The 19,496-nt window shown below is 41.7% G+C and carries 21 protein-coding genes; 18 read left to right on the top strand and 3 right to left on the bottom strand.

The window, feature by feature from the left end; all coding sequences use genetic code 11:
• Positions 1–10 precede the first annotated feature (10 nt).
• Complete coding sequence (locus AC0VXY_RS11180) at positions 11–511, top strand: CBO0543 family protein (protein WP_435990705.1); 501 nt, start codon at positions 11–13, stop codon at positions 509–511.
• A 75-nt stretch (positions 512–586) separates the two neighbouring features.
• Here AC0VXY_RS11180 and AC0VXY_RS11185 read toward each other — a convergent pair whose 3' ends face one another.
• A complete protein-coding gene (locus AC0VXY_RS11185) occupies positions 587–1,090 on the bottom strand; it encodes a GNAT family N-acetyltransferase (protein ID WP_435990704.1) in 504 nt (167 codons plus the stop codon).
• 119 nt (positions 1,091–1,209) lie between these two features.
• Here AC0VXY_RS11185 and AC0VXY_RS11190 point away from each other — a divergent pair, with 119 nt between their 5' ends.
• From AC0VXY_RS11190 to AC0VXY_RS11230, 9 genes are all read left to right on the top strand, one after another.
• On the top strand, positions 1,210–1,641 hold the full coding sequence (locus AC0VXY_RS11190) for an HIT family protein (protein WP_475525287.1): 432 nt from the start codon (positions 1,210–1,212) through the stop codon (positions 1,639–1,641).
• Between the two features lie 11 nt (positions 1,642–1,652).
• A complete protein-coding gene (locus AC0VXY_RS11195; protein WP_475525288.1) occupies positions 1,653–2,894 on the top strand; it encodes an aminopeptidase in 1,242 nt (413 codons plus the stop codon).
• 221 nt (positions 2,895–3,115) lie between these two features.
• A complete protein-coding gene (locus tag AC0VXY_RS11200; RefSeq protein WP_475525289.1) occupies positions 3,116–3,496 on the top strand; it encodes a DUF805 domain-containing protein in 381 nt (126 codons plus the stop codon).
• 185 nt (positions 3,497–3,681) lie between these two features.
• Complete coding sequence (locus AC0VXY_RS11205) at positions 3,682–4,239, top strand: glycerol-3-phosphate responsive antiterminator (protein WP_435990700.1); 558 nt, start codon at positions 3,682–3,684, stop codon at positions 4,237–4,239.
• 333 nt (positions 4,240–4,572) lie between these two features.
• On the top strand, positions 4,573–5,403 hold the full coding sequence (locus AC0VXY_RS11210; RefSeq protein WP_435990699.1) for an MIP/aquaporin family protein: 831 nt from the start codon (positions 4,573–4,575) through the stop codon (positions 5,401–5,403).
• An 18-nt stretch (positions 5,404–5,421) separates the two neighbouring features.
• Positions 5,422–6,912, top strand: coding sequence for a glycerol kinase GlpK (glpK, locus tag AC0VXY_RS11215; RefSeq protein ID WP_435990698.1), 1,491 nt, complete (start codon positions 5,422–5,424; stop codon positions 6,910–6,912).
• Between the two features lie 173 nt (positions 6,913–7,085).
• Positions 7,086–8,750 carry a glycerol-3-phosphate dehydrogenase/oxidase gene (locus AC0VXY_RS11220; protein ID WP_475525290.1) on the top strand — a complete coding sequence of 555 codons (1,665 nt, stop codon included), beginning with the start codon at positions 7,086–7,088 and terminating at the stop codon, positions 8,748–8,750.
• 480 nt (positions 8,751–9,230) lie between these two features.
• Positions 9,231–9,644 (top strand): NUDIX domain-containing protein, encoded by a 414-nt coding sequence (locus AC0VXY_RS11225; protein WP_475525291.1) that lies wholly within the window; start codon positions 9,231–9,233, stop codon positions 9,642–9,644.
• A gap of 28 nt (positions 9,645–9,672) precedes the next feature.
• Positions 9,673–10,116, top strand: a complete 444-nt coding sequence (locus tag AC0VXY_RS11230; RefSeq protein WP_435990695.1) for a DUF4064 domain-containing protein — start codon at positions 9,673–9,675, stop codon at positions 10,114–10,116.
• Positions 10,117–10,343: 227 nt separating this feature from the next.
• Here AC0VXY_RS11230 and AC0VXY_RS11235 read toward each other — a convergent pair whose 3' ends face one another.
• The gene (locus tag AC0VXY_RS11235) at positions 10,344–10,451 is read right to left on the bottom strand and encodes a putative holin-like toxin (RefSeq protein ID WP_430341197.1); all 108 of its coding nucleotides are present in this window, start codon (positions 10,449–10,451) and stop codon (positions 10,344–10,346) included.
• 240 nt (positions 10,452–10,691) lie between these two features.
• Between AC0VXY_RS11235 and AC0VXY_RS11240 the strand changes: the two genes are divergently transcribed.
• The 8 genes from AC0VXY_RS11240 (at position 10,692) to AC0VXY_RS11275 (ending at position 19,225) form a co-directional block, all read left to right on the top strand.
• A complete protein-coding gene (locus AC0VXY_RS11240; protein WP_475525292.1) occupies positions 10,692–11,789 on the top strand; it encodes a M24 family metallopeptidase in 1,098 nt (365 codons plus the stop codon).
• Positions 11,790–11,952: 163 nt separating this feature from the next.
• Complete coding sequence (locus AC0VXY_RS11245) at positions 11,953–12,396, top strand: DUF6376 family protein (protein ID WP_475525293.1); 444 nt, start codon at positions 11,953–11,955, stop codon at positions 12,394–12,396.
• Between the two features lie 186 nt (positions 12,397–12,582).
• Entirely contained in the window at positions 12,583–14,745 is a 2,163-nt protein-coding gene (locus AC0VXY_RS11250) for a DNA topoisomerase III (RefSeq protein WP_475525294.1), read from the top strand.
• A 148-nt stretch (positions 14,746–14,893) separates the two neighbouring features.
• A complete protein-coding gene (locus AC0VXY_RS11255) occupies positions 14,894–15,547 on the top strand; it encodes a type 1 glutamine amidotransferase domain-containing protein (RefSeq protein WP_435990691.1) in 654 nt (217 codons plus the stop codon).
• 113 nt (positions 15,548–15,660) lie between these two features.
• Positions 15,661–16,041: a CidA/LrgA family protein gene (locus AC0VXY_RS11260; RefSeq protein ID WP_435990690.1), complete on the top strand. Its 381-nt coding sequence runs from the start codon at positions 15,661–15,663 to the stop codon at positions 16,039–16,041.
• Complete coding sequence (locus AC0VXY_RS11265; protein WP_475525295.1) at positions 16,025–16,711, top strand: LrgB family protein; 687 nt, start codon at positions 16,025–16,027, stop codon at positions 16,709–16,711. Before AC0VXY_RS11260 ends, AC0VXY_RS11265 begins: the two co-directional genes overlap by 17 nt.
• Before the next feature lie 163 nt (positions 16,712–16,874).
• Entirely contained in the window at positions 16,875–17,618 is a 744-nt protein-coding gene (map, locus tag AC0VXY_RS11270; RefSeq protein WP_475525296.1) for a type I methionyl aminopeptidase, read from the top strand.
• Between the two features lie 320 nt (positions 17,619–17,938).
• On the top strand, positions 17,939–19,225 hold the full coding sequence (locus tag AC0VXY_RS11275; protein ID WP_435990687.1) for a methyl-accepting chemotaxis protein: 1,287 nt from the start codon (positions 17,939–17,941) through the stop codon (positions 19,223–19,225).
• Between the two features lie 46 nt (positions 19,226–19,271).
• Here AC0VXY_RS11275 and AC0VXY_RS11280 read toward each other — a convergent pair whose 3' ends face one another.
• Entirely contained in the window at positions 19,272–19,427 is a 156-nt protein-coding gene (locus tag AC0VXY_RS11280) for a DUF8096 family protein (protein ID WP_098440347.1), read from the bottom strand.
• Between the last annotated feature and the right edge of the window lie 69 nt (positions 19,428–19,496).

Raw genomic sequence — 19,496 nt, forward strand, 5'->3', positions numbered from 1 at the left:
GGGGGATCCCATGTTTCATATTGCCGTGATTGTATTGATTGTTCTTAGTTCCTTGAAATGGGGATCTTGGAGTAGGTGGAGGGAGTTTCTTCCCACCATCTACTATTTTAGTTTTTTCAATATGTTTTATCAGTATCTCAGCTATACAGTTAAGGCCGTGTGGGAATTAGACGGATTTTTTGTCAATATGTTTGTGACGGATACGCTCTATACAATGGTTGCTTATCCTTGCCTTGTCATTCTGTTCTTGAGCCATTATCCTGAAGAATGGAGAATCAAGATTGTCTATTATCTGAAATATATCGGTGTTGCAACATTGACTGAATGGGCTGCGGGGAAAACCGATTCCATAGAATATTTTGAAGGATGGAATCTATGGTGGACGATACTTTTTTATTGTATTATGTTCCCAATGCTACGCCTTCACTACCTGAATCCTATAAAAGCCTTTATTGCATCCATTTTCGTGGTGACTTTTCTTTTAATCAGCTTCGACTATCATGTATTATGAAAAACGGTGAACCTCTTTTTGGAGACCCACCGTTTTTAACATGATGCACTATCCGCTTTTTCAATCAGAGCATCACTATAAAAACATAACCATTAATTCTTCATCGTAGTATTCCTCGTTATACTTCAACGCTCTCTTTTCAGTTCCGTATGGTATGAATCCACACGAATGATAAAGTCCTTTTGCTGTTTCATTGTTAGTAACGACTGTGATCATCAGTTGTTCGATGCCTTCTGTTTCTTTTGCAAGATTTATGGCTGCTTCCAGCAGTCGTCTTGCCAAGCCCTGCCCCCTTTGTGTGGGGGTGACATACATAGCATAGATGGAGGCTTTATGCTTCATTTTCAAAGTAGTTTCCCGTACCATCGTAACAGCCCCTACCAGTCTTTTCTCAACAAAGCAGCCAAACGTGAAATTGTCTTCACTTGAAAGCCTCTCTTTTGTCATTTCAATTGGATTTTGACGCTCAAGTGCCTCTTCATAGCTGCTGCCAAAGCTAGAAGGACTTTGCTTCAACATCTCTAACCTAAGGTTCCAATAATCTTCAGCATGAGTTTCATTAAGCAATGTAATTTCCATTATTTTCTGATATCCTTTCCATAACGTGATATGATGATAGGAGAAACGCTGCTATGTATCCATGTTCGACACTTTTTAGAAAAACCCTTTTAAATCCATTGTGTATGGGAGGAGTACAAATGAAAAATTGTCTTGGGTGCCGACTTTCAAATCATGAAGAAAAAGTACATATTGTATATGAGAATGAATATGTCACATGCATACTTGATCATGTACCCCACCATTCAGGTCATACACTGATCCTGCCAAAGAAACATAAAGCAGAAGTGACAGAACTGGACGATGAGGAAAGTCTCTCTGTTATAAAGGCCTCACAACTGGTAGCACGTACCATTCATGCATTATATGAACCGAATGGAGTGACAATTTGCCAGAATGGCGGAATCTACAATGAGTTAACACATTACCACATGCATGTTATTCCAAGGAATGAAGAAGCAGAGCATTTTGGTAATATGTTTTATGGACATGCCGAGGTAGAAGAACCCTCCGAATCGTTGGAGGAAACACACGAAAAAATGAAAGAATACATCACTAGATTACTAGAATAGGAGAATTCAGAATGAGTATACATAAAGATTTTCAAGAAAAAGTAAAACAATATGCAGAGCTGGCAGTAAAGGTCGGGGTGAATGTACAAGAAGATCAACCGCTTTGGATCTCAGCACCGCTCGGAACAGAAGACTTTGTTCGCCTTGTCGTGAAGGAAGCCTATCTTGCAGGCGCAAGAATTGTACATGTTCAATGGTATGATGAAGAAATTATGAGAATGCATTATGAATCGGCACCGGATGATGTGTTTTATGAATATCCGAGCTGGCTGGCTGCTGCTCATGAATGGGTAGTGGACCTTAAAGGAGCATTTCTTCAAATAGAGGCCAATGATCCGGATCTTCTGAAAGGTATCGATCCTGACCGGATCATGAATTTCGAGAAAGCGAGTGGGGATGCACTTGATCGATTCTATGAAGCGATTGAAAAGGATGAAATCAGTTGGTCCATCGTCGCCATTCCTTCACAGAAATGGGCGGATAAAGTGTTTCCTGAACTCCCATCATCAGAAAGAGTCGCCAGTCTATGGGAACGTATTTTCACTTCGGTCCGCATCGATCATCCAGATCCTGTTTCCGCATGGAAATCCCATATCCAAACCTTGACCGATAAAGCCACCCAACTCAACTCACTAAATTTAGAAAGCCTTCACTACAGCGCGGTAGGGACGGACCTATCCATTGAACTGCATGAAGACCATATATGGCTTACCGGCGCAAGCAAGACCCCTCAGGGAACCAACTTCATTGCCAATATGCCGACAGAAGAGGTATATACAGTCCCTGTAAAAACAGGAGTGAATGGGACCGTTACAAGTACCAAGCCACTTGCTTACAATGGAAATGTGATAGATGGATTCACTCTCACATTCGTTGATGGAGAAATTGAGGAAGTCTCCGCTAAAGAAGGAGAAGAAATACTACGTAAATTAATCGAAACCGATGAAGGGGCAGCTTACCTTGGAGAGGTGGCGCTTGTCCCTCATCATTCACCCATCTCAGACTCCGGTATCTTATTCTTTAATACCTTGTTTGATGAAAATGCATCAAATCATTTAGCGATCGGGTCTTCATATCCGACTTGTATTAAAGATGGAAACATATTATCTGACGAAGAGCGGGAAGTAAAGGGTCTCAATGAAAGTGTCGTGCATGAAGACTTCATGATTGGTTCAGCCACTATGAATATTGACGGAGTTTGTCGCGATGGAAAAAAGATTGCCATTTTCCGTAATGGGAATTGGGCGATATAAGTTTAGTAAGTACGTTATGTTTCGGTACGCGTCGAAAAAATTGAAGAAGAGGAAAAACCCTGTCCTTTTAGAACAGGGTTTTTCAATTGATTTTCAATACAATCTATAAAAATGATAAAAAAGGTTTATATTATTATTAAAAGAGGTAAATTGGAAATAATTCAATTAATTGTAAATTTCTTAGATTTATTAAACACCAAATAAGGAGGAATGATTCCAAAATGCATTGGTACTTAACCGCATTAAAGAAGTATGCAGATTTCACAGGTAGATCGAGGAGAAAGGAATTCTGGATGTTTTCATTGGTCAATTTCGTTATTATGTTTATACTTAGTTTTGCAGCTAATATAGTCGATTCTTCAGGCACAATCTTTATGGTACTATACGGAATTTATGCATTAGCTGTTTTCGTACCTTCTTTAGCTGTCTCAGTCAGGCGTCTGCATGATACAGGCAGAAGTGGTGCGTGGTACTTCATTGCTTTTGTCCCTATTGCTGGAGCTATCGTTTTACTTGTCTTTATGTGTTTTGATAGTGATCATGGGAGCAATCAATACGGACCTACCCCGAAAAACTTTGAGAACATCACAGTCACGACGTAGGTTTCGACGGGAGAACCCTAAACCGAGGGGGTTCTCTTTTTTTTTGGTGTTTTTCCATATAGTAAGTTTATTAACAGATGTTTATTTTCATATTGTTAAAAGCATTTAATGATTCATCCTACACCCCAATATATTTGTGGTAAAATCAATTAAAACGCAAGCTGATACATAAGGAGTGAAAGACATTGAGTTTTGAAGGCCAAAACATATTACCTGCCATAAGATCAATGAAGGACTTTGAAAAAATGCTCGAAACCTCTTTTCAGTACGGCGTGTTCCTAGATCTTCATGTCGGGATGCTGAAAAGTGTTTTTGAATATGCCCGTAACGAAAATCGAAAGATGTTTTTACATCTGGATCTCATTCATGGACTTTCGAGTGATGAATACGCAGCTGAGTATGTCTGCCAGGAAGTCAAACCTTATGGCATTATATCCACTAAAGGAAACGTCATAAAAAAAGCGAGGCAAAAAGGCGTGTTTGCCACCCAGCGAATGTTTGTCATAGATTCGAGCGCGATGAACCGCAGTATTGAATTAATCCAAAAGACAGATCCGGATTTCATTGAAGTTCTTCCCGGCGTGGTTCCGAAAATCATTAAGGAAATAGGCACCAAGACAGGCAAACCCATCTTTGCAGGCGGACTCATTGATACAGTGGATGAAGTGGAAGCGGCACTTGAGGCAGGAGCGACGGCGATTACAACCTCTGATCGAGTCCTATGGAAACATTTTGACAAATAAAAAATCCTGAAAATCCATTGACACCGCTTTCATTGTGGAGTAACATATATGACAAGTTAATACGTTGTGAAAGAGATGAAGAGACTCACGTGAAGTGCCCGCAATTGATGGGCATATTCCGTGAGTCTCTTTATTTATGATTCAACGGGCTCTGATGACGAGGTCAAGCTTGACTAACAGGATTATCACTGTCATATATCGGGTAAACGAGCTAAAAAGCCCCGTTAAAGCCTGAAAAGTGATGGTACTGACAGTTCTTCTTACAGGAAATCAATTGTTAATGTCGGCTTATAGTGAATCAGAGCAAAATCTAATAGAAATGAGGGATGATGCATGAATGCATTTATAGGAGAAGTGGTAGGTACAGCATTGCTCATTATTTTCGGTGCGGGGGTTTGCGCAAATGTAAATCTCAAGAAGTCATTTGCGTATAACGCCGGCTGGATCGTCATTACATTTGGTTGGGGATTGGGTGTTGCCATGAGTGTATACGCCGTAGGACAGTTTAGTGGGGCACATTTGAATCCTGCTGTTACTTTGGGACTTGCGTTCAATGGTGATTTCCCATGGAGCGATGTACCTGAGTATATCCTCGCACAAATGATCGGGGCAATCATCGGGGCAACCATCACATATTTACACTTTTTACCCCATTGGCACGCAACAAAGGATCCAGGTGTGAAATTAGGAGTTTTTGCTACAGGTCCAGCCATTCCGCATTATTTTTCAAATTTATTGAGTGAAATCATTGGAACTTTTGTATTAGTAGTAGGATTATTATCCATAGGGGCGAATACCTTTACAGACGGATTAAATCCATTTATCGTCGGATTCCTTATCATCGCGATCGGAATCTCTCTTGGCGGTACAACAGGATATGCGATTAACCCGGCTCGTGACCTTGGACCGCGTATCGCTCATTTCCTGCTTCCTATTCCCGGAAAGGGACCATCCAACTGGGGATATTCATGGGTTCCAGTAGTAGGCCCGGTATTAGGCGGATCTTTTGGTGGCGTCTTTTATAAAGCGGTTTTCATTGGACAAGTCACGACCAGCTTCTGGGTGGTTCTTGTGATTCTTCTTGCCGTCCTTGGACTTGCCTACGCAAGTGACAGAAAGACCAGTTTAGCTAAAAAAGTACATCAATTATCTACAGAAAATTAATCTTTGGAGGGGTTATCAATGGAAAAGTTTATTTTATCTTTGGATCAGGGAACTACAAGCTCAAGAGCCATCCTTTTTAATAAAAAAGGGGAAATCGTTCATACTGCTCAAAAGGAGTTTACTCAGCATTTTCCTAAACCGGGCTGGGTAGAACATAGTGCGAATGAAATTTGGGGATCTGTCCTTGCCGTCATTGCAAGCGTTTTATCGGAATCTAGTGTGAAACCCGATCAAATCGAAGGAATCGGGATCACGAATCAACGTGAAACAACAGTCGTTTGGGATAAAGAGACCGGTGACCCGGTATATAATGCGATTGTGTGGCAGTCCCGACAAACTGCTGGAATCTGTGAGGAATTAAAATCACAGGGACTAAACGATACCTTCCGTGATAAAACCGGTTTGCTGATTGATGCCTATTTCTCCGGCACAAAGGTGAAATGGATCTTGGACAATGTTGAAGGTGTAAAGCAAAAGGCGCAAGAAGGAAAGCTTCTGTTCGGAACGATCGACACATGGCTGATTTGGAAAATGTCTGGTGGAACGGCTCATGTAACGGATTATTCCAACGCTTCACGTACACTTATGTACAATATACATGACTTGAAATGGGACGAAGAGCTCCTTGATATTCTCGGCGTGCCGGCAAGTATGCTTCCAGAGGTCCGTCCTTCATCAGAAGTGTATGGGAAAACGGTTCCGTATCATTTCTTTGGTAGAGAAATCCCGATTGCAGGTGCGGCGGGAGATCAGCAGGCTGCATTATTCGGACAGGCATGCTATGAGAAAGGCATGGCTAAGAATACGTACGGGACAGGTTGCTTTATGCTGATGAATACAGGTGAGAAAGCGGTGAAGTCTGATAATGGTCTATTAACGACCCTTGCCTGGGGAATCGACGGAAAGGTGGAATATGCTCTTGAAGGCAGCATTTTCGTTGCAGGTTCTGCTATTCAATGGCTTCGCGATGGACTCCGCATGCTGAAAGATGCAAAGGATAGCGAGGACTATGCAGAAAAAGTGGACTCAACTGATGGCGTATATGTTGTACCTGCTTTTGTAGGCTTGGGAACTCCTTATTGGGATAGTGACGTTCGCGGTGCTGTATTCGGCTTAACGCGAGGCACCTCGAAGGAACATTTTGTAAGAGCCACTCTTGAATCCCTTGCTTATCAGACAAAGGATGTATTGACAGCCATGGAAGCCGATTCCGGAATTTCCCTTAAAAAACTGAGAGTCGATGGAGGGGCAGTCAAGAATGATTTCTTAATGCAATTCCAAAGTGACTTGCTATCCGTACCGGTCGAACGTCCAGTGGTCAATGAAACCACCGCATTAGGTGCTGCCTACCTTGCAGGACTTGCCGTCGGTTTCTGGAAAGATCGCGAAGAAATCTTCAAACAGTGGAATAAAGATAAACAATTCGAACCGGACATGGCCGTTGAGACACAGGAAGAACTATATGGCGGCTGGAAAAAAGCTGTAAAAGCAGCAATGGCTTTTAAATAAATGAAACATATGATATAATGAACCCAAGTTAATAAAACGGTTAGAGACCAAGAGAGACCAAACTTGCATTATGGCACATTTTGACCATGATGTTTGTTTCGGTCTCTTTTTTTATGGTTAAACAGTAGAGTAAGAGCAGAAATCATTTCTTTAATTCTTAGGAGGAACCAACTATGACATTTTCAAGCACTGCAAGAAGAGAAGTAAAACATACACTGTCTTCCAACCAATTCGACCTGATTGTCATCGGAGGAGGTATTACCGGTGCAGGGATTGCCCTCGATGCATCCAAACGTGGAATGAAAGTGGCGCTGGTGGAAATGCAGGACTTTGCCGCAGGTACATCCAGCCGTTCCACAAAATTGGTCCACGGGGGACTGCGTTACTTAAAACAATTCGAAGTCAAGATGGTGGCCGAGGTAGGAAAAGAACGAGAAATCGTATACGAAAACGGGCCGCATGTCACAACTCCTGAATGGATGCTGTTACCCCTTCATAAAGGAGGAACCTTCGGTAAATTCAGCACCTCGATCGGGTTGAAGGTCTATGACTATCTCGCAGGTGTTAAAAGAAATGAAAGACGATCCATGCTATCGGTATCAGAGACGTTAACAAAAGAGCCCCTCGTCAAAAAGGATGGGTTGAAGGGCGGCGGTTACTATGTTGAATATCGTACAGACGATGCACGTTTAACCATCGAGGTCATGAAGGAAGCAGTTGCACATGGGGCAACGGTTTTAAACTATATGAAATCCCAACGATTCCTCTATGACAACAAGAAAGTAGTCGGAATAGAAGCAGAAGACTTGGTGTCAGGTGAAACGATTGACATTCGCGGATCAAAAATTGTCAATGCTGCCGGTCCTTGGGTGGATGATGTCCGTGGTAAGGATTACAGCACGAATAATAAACAGCTCCGCCTGACCAAGGGAGTCCATCTTGTCATCGATCAAAGCAAATTCCCTCTTCAACAAGCCGTTTATTTTGATACACCGGATGGACGGATGGTATTCGCGATTCCTCGCAACGGGAAAGCTTACGTAGGGACAACGGACACATTCTTTGACTCTGAGAAAGCATCCCCTCATATGACATCAGAAGACAGAGATTATATTTTGAATGCGATTCACTTCATGTTTCCCGATGTGTCAGTAGGGATAGACGATGTGGAATCCAGCTGGGCAGGGGTGCGTCCATTGATATTCGAAAAAGGGAAGGATCCTTCTGAAATTTCGCGCAAAGATGAAGTCTGGGAAGCAGAAAGCGGACTGATCACCATTGCAGGCGGTAAGCTGACAGGGTACCGCAAGATGGGGGAACATGTCGTTGACCTTGTATCTAAACGTTTAAAAGAAGAACATAAGCAGAAGTTCCCTGCATCTTCGACAAAGCATATGCCGATTTCCGGTGGGCATGTTGGAGGATCGCAGAATTTTCAATCATTCATTGACCAGAAGGCAGGAGAAGCCACTCAATATGGATTAACAGAGTCGGAGGGTCGAAAGTTTGCCGGAATGTATGGCTCCAATGTGGATCAGCTATTCAAGCTTGCCCATGCTTACAGTGGATCAACGGATGAAAGGTCCGTCCCTCCTTACTTGTACGCCCAACTGATTTATGCGATTCAGGAAGAGATGGCAGCGACTCCAGTGGATTTCTTCATTCGACGGACAGGCGCTTTGTTCTTTGACCGTGAGTGGGTAGAGAAGTGGAAGGAACCAGTCATTGAGATGATGTCCAAATTGTTGAATTGGACTACTGAACAGAAAGACAAATGTACTGCTGATTTAAACGAGGAATTAAAAAATGCAGTGATACCGGTAGATTTACAATCATAAGGTTGAAAACGGCAGAATGTATTTTCTGCCGTTTTTTCAGTTATTAATGCACTTCATCAAAACATGCATGTTGAATTATGCTTACAATTATATAAATATATGAAATGAAGCTGAAACCGCCTAAACCGTGCATTTCATTTATTGAGAGAACTTTATATCCCTTCAGAGGGAAGTTGAGGGAGCGAGGTCGTTACGGTAGAGTAAGAATAGAAATTGACACGACTCCTCGTTAAAAGGTTGGCTTCAATGGGATGAAGCCAGCCCTTTTTTTGTTTTCTTACTAAGAAAATATTCCTGTGAACGAGCTAGTAATTGCTATATTAATAAAAAGGGTGTTCTCTGATTGATGCGGAAGAGGCTGAAGTCTGAAAATAAAGAATTTTATTCTAATGAAGGAGAATTTTGTCAAAAGAGCGAATAAGCTTAAGGAGATTCAATTCCAAAAATGGAAAAAGTACATATTAATTTGAAGCGAGGTGAATGAATGAATGGAAAGGGGCATCTGCCCTTTGTATGAATGAATGGCGTTTATTAATGGTTTTACAGGGAAAAGAAGAGGAAGAGAAACGATGGTCGGTCCCTTCAAGTGGTCTTGAAGAAGGGGAAACCCTTAGGGATTGTTGTGAACGAGAAGTATGGGAAGAGACCGGCTATAAGGTGAATGCAGGGAAACATCTTTACACAAAATGGGGGTGTGAAGGAGACATTTCCACAACCATTCACTATTACGAAGTCCAACTTCTTGGAGGGAAAGCGACACTTCAAGATCCCGATCAATTAATACATAAGATTGAATGGATCTCACTTCAAGAGTTAAAAAATCTGCCCCTAGGCTTTCCAGAGGATCAATCCATCCTGGAGGCCTATATGAGCAAGAAACACAATATACTATAAAGAATTCAACTTATAAGGAGAGATTAGCATGGTAAAACGTACTGGTGAAGTCATCATGGGAGTGATCGGAATTGTCTTATCCGCATTATTTTCCATCATTGGAATCGTACTGAACATGGGCATGAGCAGCCCGGAAGTGATGTCCCAAATCGAGGAAGGAATGGAAAGTGACCCGAATCTACAGGAATCAGGGATGACAGCAGGGGATATGAGTGCCATCATGGAAACAGCTGAATCCATGGGTTCTTATCTGGTGATCTTAGGCATAATTGCATCAATCCTTGGTATCATTGCGGTTATGACCATTGTCAAAAATAAAAAGCCGGTACTATCCGGAATCATGTTTATCATTGCTGCTCTTGTGATCGGACTTGGAACAATCGGATTCGGGTTCATTCCTGGACTTTTATTCTTAATCGCCGGCATCATGGCTTTTGTTCGTAAACCAAAAAGAACCGAAACCGTTTATTAATACGTATAGCTTAGAGAATTCTCACTGAGCTTTCTTTTTTGCCCGGCCACATCTTGCTTTCCGTTAGAAAATATACTATCTTAAAAGGAGAGTATAATATAAAACAAGAGACACTGGCGGCAACCAATGTCTCTTGCTACACAGCAAACTGCAAGGAAAGCAGTGGCCCAATAGAGAAAGGAACATAACTCTACCCTTCAAAGTTTAGGCGCTTCATGAGGGTGGGGTTATTTCTTTTTGTCATTTGAAATAACTATGGCAATGATGGAGACAATTAAAGAGCCAAATGTAATCATTAGCGTTAACGCCTCATACGTTGTCACTATAAGCACCACCTCCTTCTATAAGGAAGTGGCCACTCCCACCCTACATTCACTGTATACTCCAAATTATATCACATACGCCCTCCATCCTTTATAGGCAGGAGGTAGGAAAAGCCTACCCTGTTAAAAACACACACCCTTTAAAAACCGTCCCATACTACAATGATTTCAAACTTCACTTAAATATGTTAGCATAGATATGCTCACATTAAACGATTACATAACATCATGACACTTGAGGAGGAACAGACGATGAAACACCGCATAGAAACGTTAAAAAAATGGTTAAAAGAAGAGAAAATTGACGCAGCATTTATCAATTCAACTGAAAACGTATTTTACTTAACGAATTTCCACACAGATCCACATGAGCGATTAATGGGACTGTTCGTATTTCCGGATGCCGAACCTTTTGTAGTGGTTCCAGGAATGGAAGCGAGACAAGTGAAGGATGCCGGATGGGGCAACGAAGTGATTGGCTACTCAGACCACGAAAATCCTTGGGACTTTATTAAGGATGCCGTTCATGAAAGAAAAATTACAGGGGAAAAAGTGGCCTTTGAGAATGAAGTCGTAACCTATGGACGCAGTCAGGCGTTTATAAACATCTTCGACTCGCCACATGTGGTGAACGTTGAAGACAAATTAAATCAAATGCGGGTAGTGAAGGATGAGGGCGAAATCGCGGTCATGCGCCGAGCAGCGGAAATGGCTGACTTTGGGGTTGAAGTAGGGGTAAGTGCACTTCAAGAAGGCATTACCGAAATGGAAGTCCTTGCAAAGATTGAATATGAATTAAAGAAAAAAGGAATCCGTGAAATGTCATTCTCTACAATGGTACTCTTCGGTGAAAAGGCTGGAGATCCACACGGTAATCCGGGAGACCGTAAACTGAAAGCGGGAGATTTCGTCCTGTTTGATCTAGGGGTTGTCCTTGAAGGCTATACTTCTGATATTACACGTACGTTCGCTTATAAGTCAGTGTCTGATAAACAGAAGGAAATCTACAACACTGTTCTAAAAGCAGAGCTCGCTTCCTTAGAAGCAAGCAAGCCAGGTAATCGCATTGGCGACCTGGATCAAATCGCACGTGACATCATCACAGATGCAGGATACGGTGATTACTTCCCACATCGAATCGGGCATGGATTAGGTATCAACGTCCATGAATTCCCTTCCATGAGTCATTTAAATGATGGCATATTAAAAGAAGGCATGACATACACAATAGAGCCTGGTATTTACGTGCCGGAAATCGGTGGTGTAAGGATTGAAGATGACGTCCTTATCACGAAGGACGGGTATACCACATTAACCAATTATCCAAAAGAACTTCAAATCATCGAATAAACACAGAAGGCTAACGTATAAGCGTTGGCCTTCTTTTTTTGAGCATGTCCCTAAACCTCCATATCGTTTGGTTTCACAGATTGACCATTCAACAAAAAAGTGAAACTTTTATCGATAAGGTTCGTATATACAGGGGAAGGAACACCACAGGGAGGACCGATACATGAAAAAATTACTGATTCTCATAGCATTCAGTTTCTTTACACTGACTGGCTGCGGCATATTGGAAGAAGCCAATAACAGTTTAACCTATGTAGACGAAATGACCGACTACCTGAATGAAGCAGAACAATTTGCCAATGACCTTCCCGGTTTAATGGAAAATGCTGCTTCAGACTCATCCGCAATTCCGGAACTTGAGACAAGACTTGTTGATATGAAAAATGAAATCAAGGAAATCAATGATTTAAATCCTCCTAAGCTAGCTGACGATATCCACCAAAAAGTGGAGGGATATAACCAACAAGCGTTGGAAGGAATCGATCGGGCTTTAGTTGAAATTGATAAAGGGGAAGTTCAAATATCAGAGCTCAAGAACCTTGAAATCGTGAATACATTCAATCAATTACAGGACATCAAAGGAAACTTGGAAAATCTAGGGCAGTAACGAACGGGTGTTACAGATTCAAAGTCTGTAACACCTTTTTACATACTGAATGAACATATATAACCCTCTAAAAGAACAACCAGTTTCTGATTAATCAAATGCAAGTCCGATTTCTTATTTTAGTAGAACAGCAGTTCTTAAAAAATGGTATAATGATAAAATCAATAAAATGAAAAGGAGAATGTTATGAAAGTCGTAATAGCTGAAAAACCCGACCAGGGAGCGACCCTTGCCAAGCCTTTTTCCCATAGGAAACGTCAAGGATATATCGAAGTTCATCCAAACGATGTATTCCCCAAAGGTGCTTATGTTACGTGGGCAGTTGGACATCTTTTTCAGCTTCAAGCCCCTGAGAAGTATGAAAGCAAATGGAAGAAATGGTCACTGGACGACCTTCCAATCATTCCACTCAGATTTCAATATGAGTTACAGAGGGCTAAAGCGAAACAATTCTCTATCATTAAAGACCTTCTTAAAAAAAACGAAGTCACAGAAATCATTCATGCAGGTGATGCAGGGCGTGAAGGGGAGTTAATCATCCGGAATATCATCTCCATGTCCAAGGTTCAGAAACCAATGAAGAGACTGTGGATTTCATCCCTGACTGAGAAAGCCATCATTCAAGGATTCGAGAGTCTACGGGAAGAAACAGAAATGAGAAGTTTATATTTTGAAGCCTATTCCAGGGCATGTGCCGATTGGCTCGTGGGTATGAATGCTTCAAGGGTATACAGCATCCTGCTAAAAGAAAAGGGTATGTCCGATGTATTTTCTGCAGGCAGGGTTCAAACTCCGACTCTTGCCTTGATCGTGAGAAGGGACGAAGAGATCGACCGATTTAAAAGCGAACCCTTTTGGGAAGTGAAAGCAACCTTTCACATCGACGATCACATTTATGAAGGGATTTGGCAGAAAGATGGAGAGAGCCGGATTCAATCACCGGATCTTGCTGAAAGAATCGCTTCTTTTTGTCAAAACAAGCCTGCAACTGTCAGTAAATTGAACACAGAGAGGAAAGAGTTCGCACCACCCTTACTTTTCAATCTTTCAGCCCTGCAGGCAACCATCAATAAAATGTATAAGTTCTCACCTAAAAAAACATTGGATGTGCTGCAGAAACTGTATCAAAAAGGGATCGTCTCTTATCCAAGGTCTGATTCCCAATATGTCACGCAAGGTGAAGCTGAAAGCTTTCCTGAAATATTGAACAAACTGAAAGAGTTCAGCCCTTACAATCATTGGATCCCGACTCCCCATGCAAGCATCATGAACAATAAACGTTTTGTGAATGAAGCAAAGGTATCGGATCACTACGCGATTATCCCTACAGAGCAAGTAACAGATCCCCATTCCCTATCAGATGATGAACGAAAGATCTATGATGTCGTCGTTAAACGCTTTATCGCGGCTCACCACGACAAAGCGATCATCAATTACACGACCATCTCAACGGTCGTAGATGAAAGGGCTGAATTTGTTTCAAAAGGGAAGCAGATTTTACAGGAAGGCTGGCGTAAGGTTCTCATGCAAAACGAAAAAGAAGAGGAACCTCTCCTGCCACCTGTCGAAGAACAGGATAAAGGCGTCGTAAAGAAGGTCGTGACCAAAGAAGGGAAAACACAGCCCCCGAAACGCTACACAGAAGGACAACTCATCACCTTAATGAAGACGGCCGGTAAATATATGGACAATGATGAGCTTGAAAAAGTGTTGAAACAAACAGAAGGCCTTGGGACGGAAGCGACCCGGGCAGGCATCATCACCATGCTCAAAGATCGCAAGTACATTGATATCCAAAAAAATATCGTCTTTCCCACTGATAAAGCGAAGGTACTGATACGTGCAATAGGTGATAATGTGTTAGCATCTGCAGAAATGACGGCTAAGTGGGAGCAGCGACTGCAGGAGATAGGAAAAGGCAACGCATCTGCACCTGAATTTATGGAGCAAGTGAAGAAATTAAATGAACGGCTCGTTCAAAACGCCCTTCAGGAATCCACCACATGGAAGTTTGAGGATTTGGATACAATTTCTATTCAAAGAACGAAGGGAAGAAGCGGAAAAAGAGCTCCCAAAACAAGTATAGGCAACTGTTTGAAATGTGGTGGGAAAGTGATTGATAAAGGGAAATTCTATGGGTGTTCCAATTATCAGAGTACTAAGTGCAGCTTTACTATTTCTAAAACCATCTTATCAAAGAAAATGACACAGAAGATCGTTAAAAAGGTATTAACCGAAGGTAAATCCGACCGAATTGACGGATTCAAGAAAGGAGAAAAAGAATTCTCCGCTTATCTGAGCTGGGATGCCAATCAGAAAAAGATCCAATTCGAATTTGACATCAACTAGTGTAAAACGACTCCTTCTCGCAAGGGTCGTTTTCTTATATCTGACCAACTACCGATAGGTCGTATGCTTTAGAAGAAGTTTAATTTTATGTGAAATGGATAAAACAATAGAGTGATAAGAAATTAGAGAAAAAAATGGAGGGTATACATTGAAAAAGATATTAATGGTCTTAACAAATGAAAGTAAGATTGATGATGAACACGAAACAGGTCTATGGTTATCCGAGTTCGCTGAACCATATGAAGAATTTAAGAATCAAGGTTTTGGAGTGGACGTTGCAAGTTTGAAAGGCGGTCGCATCCCGCTGGATCCGAACAGCCTTGATGATGAACAAGTGGAGAAGTGGAAAGGGGTCACTAAAGAACTGGATCAAACGCTGGTCCTTTCCCAATTAAATGTAAATGAATATGCCGGTATCTTCTTACCAGGTGGACACGGGACGATGTTTGACCTGCCTGAAAGCCCTGAACTTCAAGAGGCATTAGTGCACTTTGCTGAAAATGATAAAGCGATCGGTTCCGTCTGCCACGGTCCGGCTGGATTTGTCGGAACGAAATTATCTAATGGTAAATGGCTGGTTGAAGGAAAAAGCTTAACTGCCTTCACGAATGAAGAAGAACAGCAAACCGGTCTTGATTCACTGATGCCGTTCTTATTAGAAACGAAATTGAGGGAACAGGGAGCTCAATTCGAAAAATCAGGTGCATGGAGCAATCATGTCATTACCGATGGTAAATTTGTGACGGGACAAAATCCACAATCAAGTCAAGCAGCGGCAGAAGCGTTCATTAAGGTTTTATAATACTGTAACTATTCTTAGAGCATGGACTTGGTCCATGCTCTTTTCTATTACTCTCAAACACATCGACAAATGTGATAAAATCGGTAGAAGAATAATTAAGAGGGGAGAAATATATGCAGGCTATTCGGATCATTATACAGATGACGATTCTTTGTTTATTTTATGAACTCGGAAGATGGTGTACCTCATTCTTTCATTTACCGATCCCCGGAAGTATTATCGGGATGCTGCTATTATTTCTATTATTATTAACAGGGGTACTGAATGAGCGTTTACTGTTGGATGGTTCAGGATTCTTTTTAAGACACTTCTCCTTCTTTTTCCTTCCCTTATCTGTCAGCGCCATTGTTCTCGGGCATTATTTTATCAAATATGGCTGGAAGCTGGTTATCGTTCTCATTGTAAGCGGGATGATTGGATTTTTGGCCACTTCGGTTTCAGCAGAGGTGTTCATTAAATGGAAGGAGAAAAGGAAATATGACCGGTCTTATTAATTCTCTACTATCAATAGGCATTTCTCTCCTATATTTTTCATTGGGTGTCAAGATTCATAAATGTTTGCCCAATCCGTTAACGATTCCGATTTTCTTAAGTACGATTGCGATTATTGCCACATTATTCACTATGGATATTTCCTATTCAACCTTTGCACAGAACACTTCACTCATCACTTATTTACTTGGACCTGCGACAGTATCTCTTGCGTACCCCCTTTATCAACACCGACAATTGCTTTTGAGAAACTTCCAGCCGATCTTGGTGGGCATCCTATTTGGAAGCGGCTTGTCCATGCTTGTATCCTATACCCTCAGCCTATGGTTGGGGATTCCGGATGAGTGGAACCGTTCACTACTGATTAAGACCATTACGACGCCTGTCGCAGTTGACATCGGCAGCGTAATCGGGGCAAAGATCGAGGTCATTCCTACCGTTGTCATCGTCACAGGGATGATAGGGGCAATGATCATTCCGTCTCTCCTTAAGGCGATGGGAATTAAGCACCCTATTGCCAGGGGACTCCCATTCGGAGTCATCTCACACGGGGTTGGTACGGCACAGGCCATTAAAGAAGGTGAAAAAGAAGGGGCCGTAAGTGGTGCCGCCATGGCGTTGACCGCAACCATCATGTCTTTTGTCATTCCCGTACTCTTTCTGTTGATTTAATCATTTGTCCAAGGAAAAGCTAATGATGGAAAGCACCTTTATGAAGAAATCAGGGCTGGCCATGAAGTGATACATATTCATGAAAGCAGGGGCTTTCCCTTTAAAAATGAATGAGGTTTATGTATAGTAAGGGAAGGAAATTCAAAAAGAGAAGGAAGATATTATGATAGTCAAAACTGATGAAGATTTACAGGCACTCAAAGAAATTGGCCGTATTGTCGCAATGATCCGCGATGAATTACGCTCTCAAACAAAACCCGGCGTAACGACGAAGGAACTTGATGATTTAGCAGGAAAAATGTTTGAAGAAAATGGCGCGATTTCAGGTCCTAAAGGAGAATATGACTTCCCGGGGTATACATGTATCAGTGTTAATGAAGAAGTTGCCCACGGGATTCCCGGAGAAAGAGTGATAAACGAAGGGGATCTTGTCAATATAGACGTTTCAGGATCAAAAAATGGATATTATGCTGATACTGGCATTTCATTTATTGTCGGAATGGGTGATCCCAAGCTGAAGGATTTATGCGACGCTGCATTAAAGTCTTTCCAGGCAGGACTTCAAAAGGCAAGAGCCGGCTCTAAACAAAATGGGATTGGAAAAGCCGTGAATAATGAAGCCAGGAAAAATGGTTATACGGTCATTATGAACCTGACCGGTCACGGTGTAGGGCGTTCCCTGCACGAGAAGCCGGATCATATCCTGAATTACTTCGACCCATGGGATAATGCACTCTTGAAGGAGGGAATGGTCATCGCCTTTGAACCATTCATCTCCACCAAAGCCCAAAACGTAGTGGAGAAAGGTGACGGTTGGACCTACATCACCCCAGACAACAGCCTGGTCGCCCAAATTGAACACACCATCATCATTACACATAACGAACCCATTATCATAACAGAATAATGCGTGAGGGACGGACCTCGATTCTTAGGAGCAGCTCCTATGAGTCAAGGTCCGTCCCTCTCTTTGTATATGTTTTGTATAACCATTCACGCAATAGTGATGCAAGGGAATGGTTCTGTCCCAGTAAATTTTTCGAGGATATGAGAAGAGGTGGATCTGCTGAAAAAGATCGATTAAATCAATACATAGAAGTTTTTGAAATTTTACGAACAAAATGATTGTCATAGGAAAAAAGTTGGGGTAAAGTAAAGATATTGACGTTGTACAAAATTTATACATAACGACCAATAAATAACATTGTTATCGGAGGCATCCCCTTAATGGCTGTATTATTTTCAAGAAAACCGAAGTCTGAACCCGTAATGGTACCTGAATCAAATGTCATTGTCCTAAGCGACCAGAAACTGAATGAACGGCTTCATTACATGCAGTTTCAGGAGCACCATTTACAGGAATTAAAAGAAATTCTCCCCGTATACGATCAAATTTCTGACATCCTGCTAGATACTGTACTCGATCACTTATACAAGCATCCAAGTTTAGTGGATATTGTCGAGAACCATTCCAGCAGGGAACGATTAAAGTCCGTTTTCAACGATTATTTCCGTTCTTTATTTTCAGGTGAGTTGAATGATGAGTATTTTTCAATGAGGGAGCGAATGGGAAAAACCCATAACCGGAATGGGGTAACAATCGATTGGTTTATTTCGACTTACACCACCATTCAACATTTACTAATCCCAAAAATTGTAGAACTGTACCAAAACGAACCTTCTAAACTTGCATCTGTACTTGTTGCGATCGATCATGGTATCCATCTGGATGCAAGCATCGTTTCAGAATACTATATTCAGAGCAGGATGGACGAGCTTGAAAAACTGCATCAGGAAAATCAGGCACTGCAACTAGAAATGCTCAATATGAATACAGAACTGGAATCATCACTCAGTCAAACGGAGCAAAGCCTGAATGAGACTGCCAAGAAAGCTGAAAGCATACGTGCAGAATCGGAAAATACTGAGAAAAGCAGCAAAAATCTTCTTCAACTATCAAAAATGAATAAAGATCAAACGGATCATATGATAGATAGCTTTGGTGTCATCACAGAGCAAATCAACACGCTCCTTAAGGAAATCCAGGGCGTTAAGAACATTGCAGAACAGATCACGCCTCTTTCTAACTCAATCCAGCAAATCGCTGAACAGACAAATCTTCTGGCATTGAATGCCTCCATTGAAGCCGCACGGGCAGGAAATGAAGGCAGGGGGTTTGCAGTCGTTGCCTCGGAGGTAAGAAAGCTTGCCGAAGATTCCAAAGAACTAAGCACATCCATTCATCAGTTGGTGAATGAAAGCAATAAGCAAATCGGAGTGGTCTCAAATCGTGTTCGAAACATGACAGACCTGACCGAAAACTCACGTAAAGAAATCGGAAATGTTCAAAGCGGGATCATGACGGTCCAGATGGAAATGGAAAACTATATGGATATGTTTAAACGAAACCAATCAGAATTAAATCATATCGTAGAGGCAATCAAGAAAATCAATCACACAACAGACGAGTTGGTCCAATTTGCTTCCACCATCATTCGGAAAATTAACAAATAAAAGAAAAGGGAAACCGGATTCAACCGGTTTCCCTTTTCTTTCCACGCTATACGATTTTGGTTTTCCCGCATTCCTGGCACTTACGATAAAACTTCCCATCCAGTACCCTTGATTTGAAAATATTATTTCCACATTCGCAACGACCACTATGCTCGTCGGGATCATCTTTATAAAGGACTACAATCTCTTCTTGATTTTCCATCCAGCTATTCCTCCAATACAAACCATTGTTCTCTCTATAGTATAGAGGGAACAGTCAAGCTTGTTAAGG

Source organism: Rossellomorea sp. QJM3NY_18, assembly GCF_056173145.1.

Excerpts from the sequence above, each read along its gene's own strand:
- glpK (WP_435990698.1), top strand. The coding sequence starts at position 5,422 with ATGGAAAAGTTTATTTTATCTTTGGATCAGGGAACTACAAGCTCAAGA.
- AC0VXY_RS11190 (WP_475525287.1), top strand. The coding sequence starts at position 1,210 with ATGAAAAATTGTCTTGGGTGCCGACTTTCAAATCATGAAGAAAAAGTA.
- AC0VXY_RS11260 (WP_435990690.1), top strand. The coding sequence starts at position 15,661 with ATGCAGGCTATTCGGATCATTATACAGATGACGATTCTTTGTTTATTT.
- AC0VXY_RS11280 (WP_098440347.1), bottom strand. The coding sequence starts at position 19,427 with ATGGAAAATCAAGAAGAGATTGTAGTCCTTTATAAAGATGATCCCGAC.
- AC0VXY_RS11230 (WP_435990695.1), top strand. The coding sequence starts at position 9,673 with ATGGTAAAACGTACTGGTGAAGTCATCATGGGAGTGATCGGAATTGTC.
- map (WP_475525296.1), top strand. The coding sequence starts at position 16,875 with ATGATAGTCAAAACTGATGAAGATTTACAGGCACTCAAAGAAATTGGC.
- AC0VXY_RS11220 (WP_475525290.1), top strand. The coding sequence starts at position 7,086 with ATGACATTTTCAAGCACTGCAAGAAGAGAAGTAAAACATACACTGTCT.
- AC0VXY_RS11185 (WP_435990704.1), bottom strand. The coding sequence starts at position 1,090 with ATGGAAATTACATTGCTTAATGAAACTCATGCTGAAGATTATTGGAAC.
- AC0VXY_RS11265 (WP_475525295.1), top strand. The coding sequence starts at position 16,025 with ATGACCGGTCTTATTAATTCTCTACTATCAATAGGCATTTCTCTCCTA.
- AC0VXY_RS11275 (WP_435990687.1), top strand. The coding sequence starts at position 17,939 with ATGGCTGTATTATTTTCAAGAAAACCGAAGTCTGAACCCGTAATGGTA.
- AC0VXY_RS11250 (WP_475525294.1), top strand. The coding sequence starts at position 12,583 with ATGAAAGTCGTAATAGCTGAAAAACCCGACCAGGGAGCGACCCTTGCC.
- AC0VXY_RS11225 (WP_475525291.1), top strand. The coding sequence starts at position 9,231 with ATGAATGAATGGAAAGGGGCATCTGCCCTTTGTATGAATGAATGGCGT.
- AC0VXY_RS11240 (WP_475525292.1), top strand. The coding sequence starts at position 10,692 with ATGAAACACCGCATAGAAACGTTAAAAAAATGGTTAAAAGAAGAGAAA.
- AC0VXY_RS11180 (WP_435990705.1), top strand. The coding sequence starts at position 11 with ATGTTTCATATTGCCGTGATTGTATTGATTGTTCTTAGTTCCTTGAAA.
- AC0VXY_RS11195 (WP_475525288.1), top strand. The coding sequence starts at position 1,653 with ATGAGTATACATAAAGATTTTCAAGAAAAAGTAAAACAATATGCAGAG.
- AC0VXY_RS11200 (WP_475525289.1), top strand. The coding sequence starts at position 3,116 with ATGCATTGGTACTTAACCGCATTAAAGAAGTATGCAGATTTCACAGGT.
- AC0VXY_RS11245 (WP_475525293.1), top strand. The coding sequence starts at position 11,953 with ATGAAAAAATTACTGATTCTCATAGCATTCAGTTTCTTTACACTGACT.
- AC0VXY_RS11210 (WP_435990699.1), top strand. The coding sequence starts at position 4,573 with ATGAATGCATTTATAGGAGAAGTGGTAGGTACAGCATTGCTCATTATT.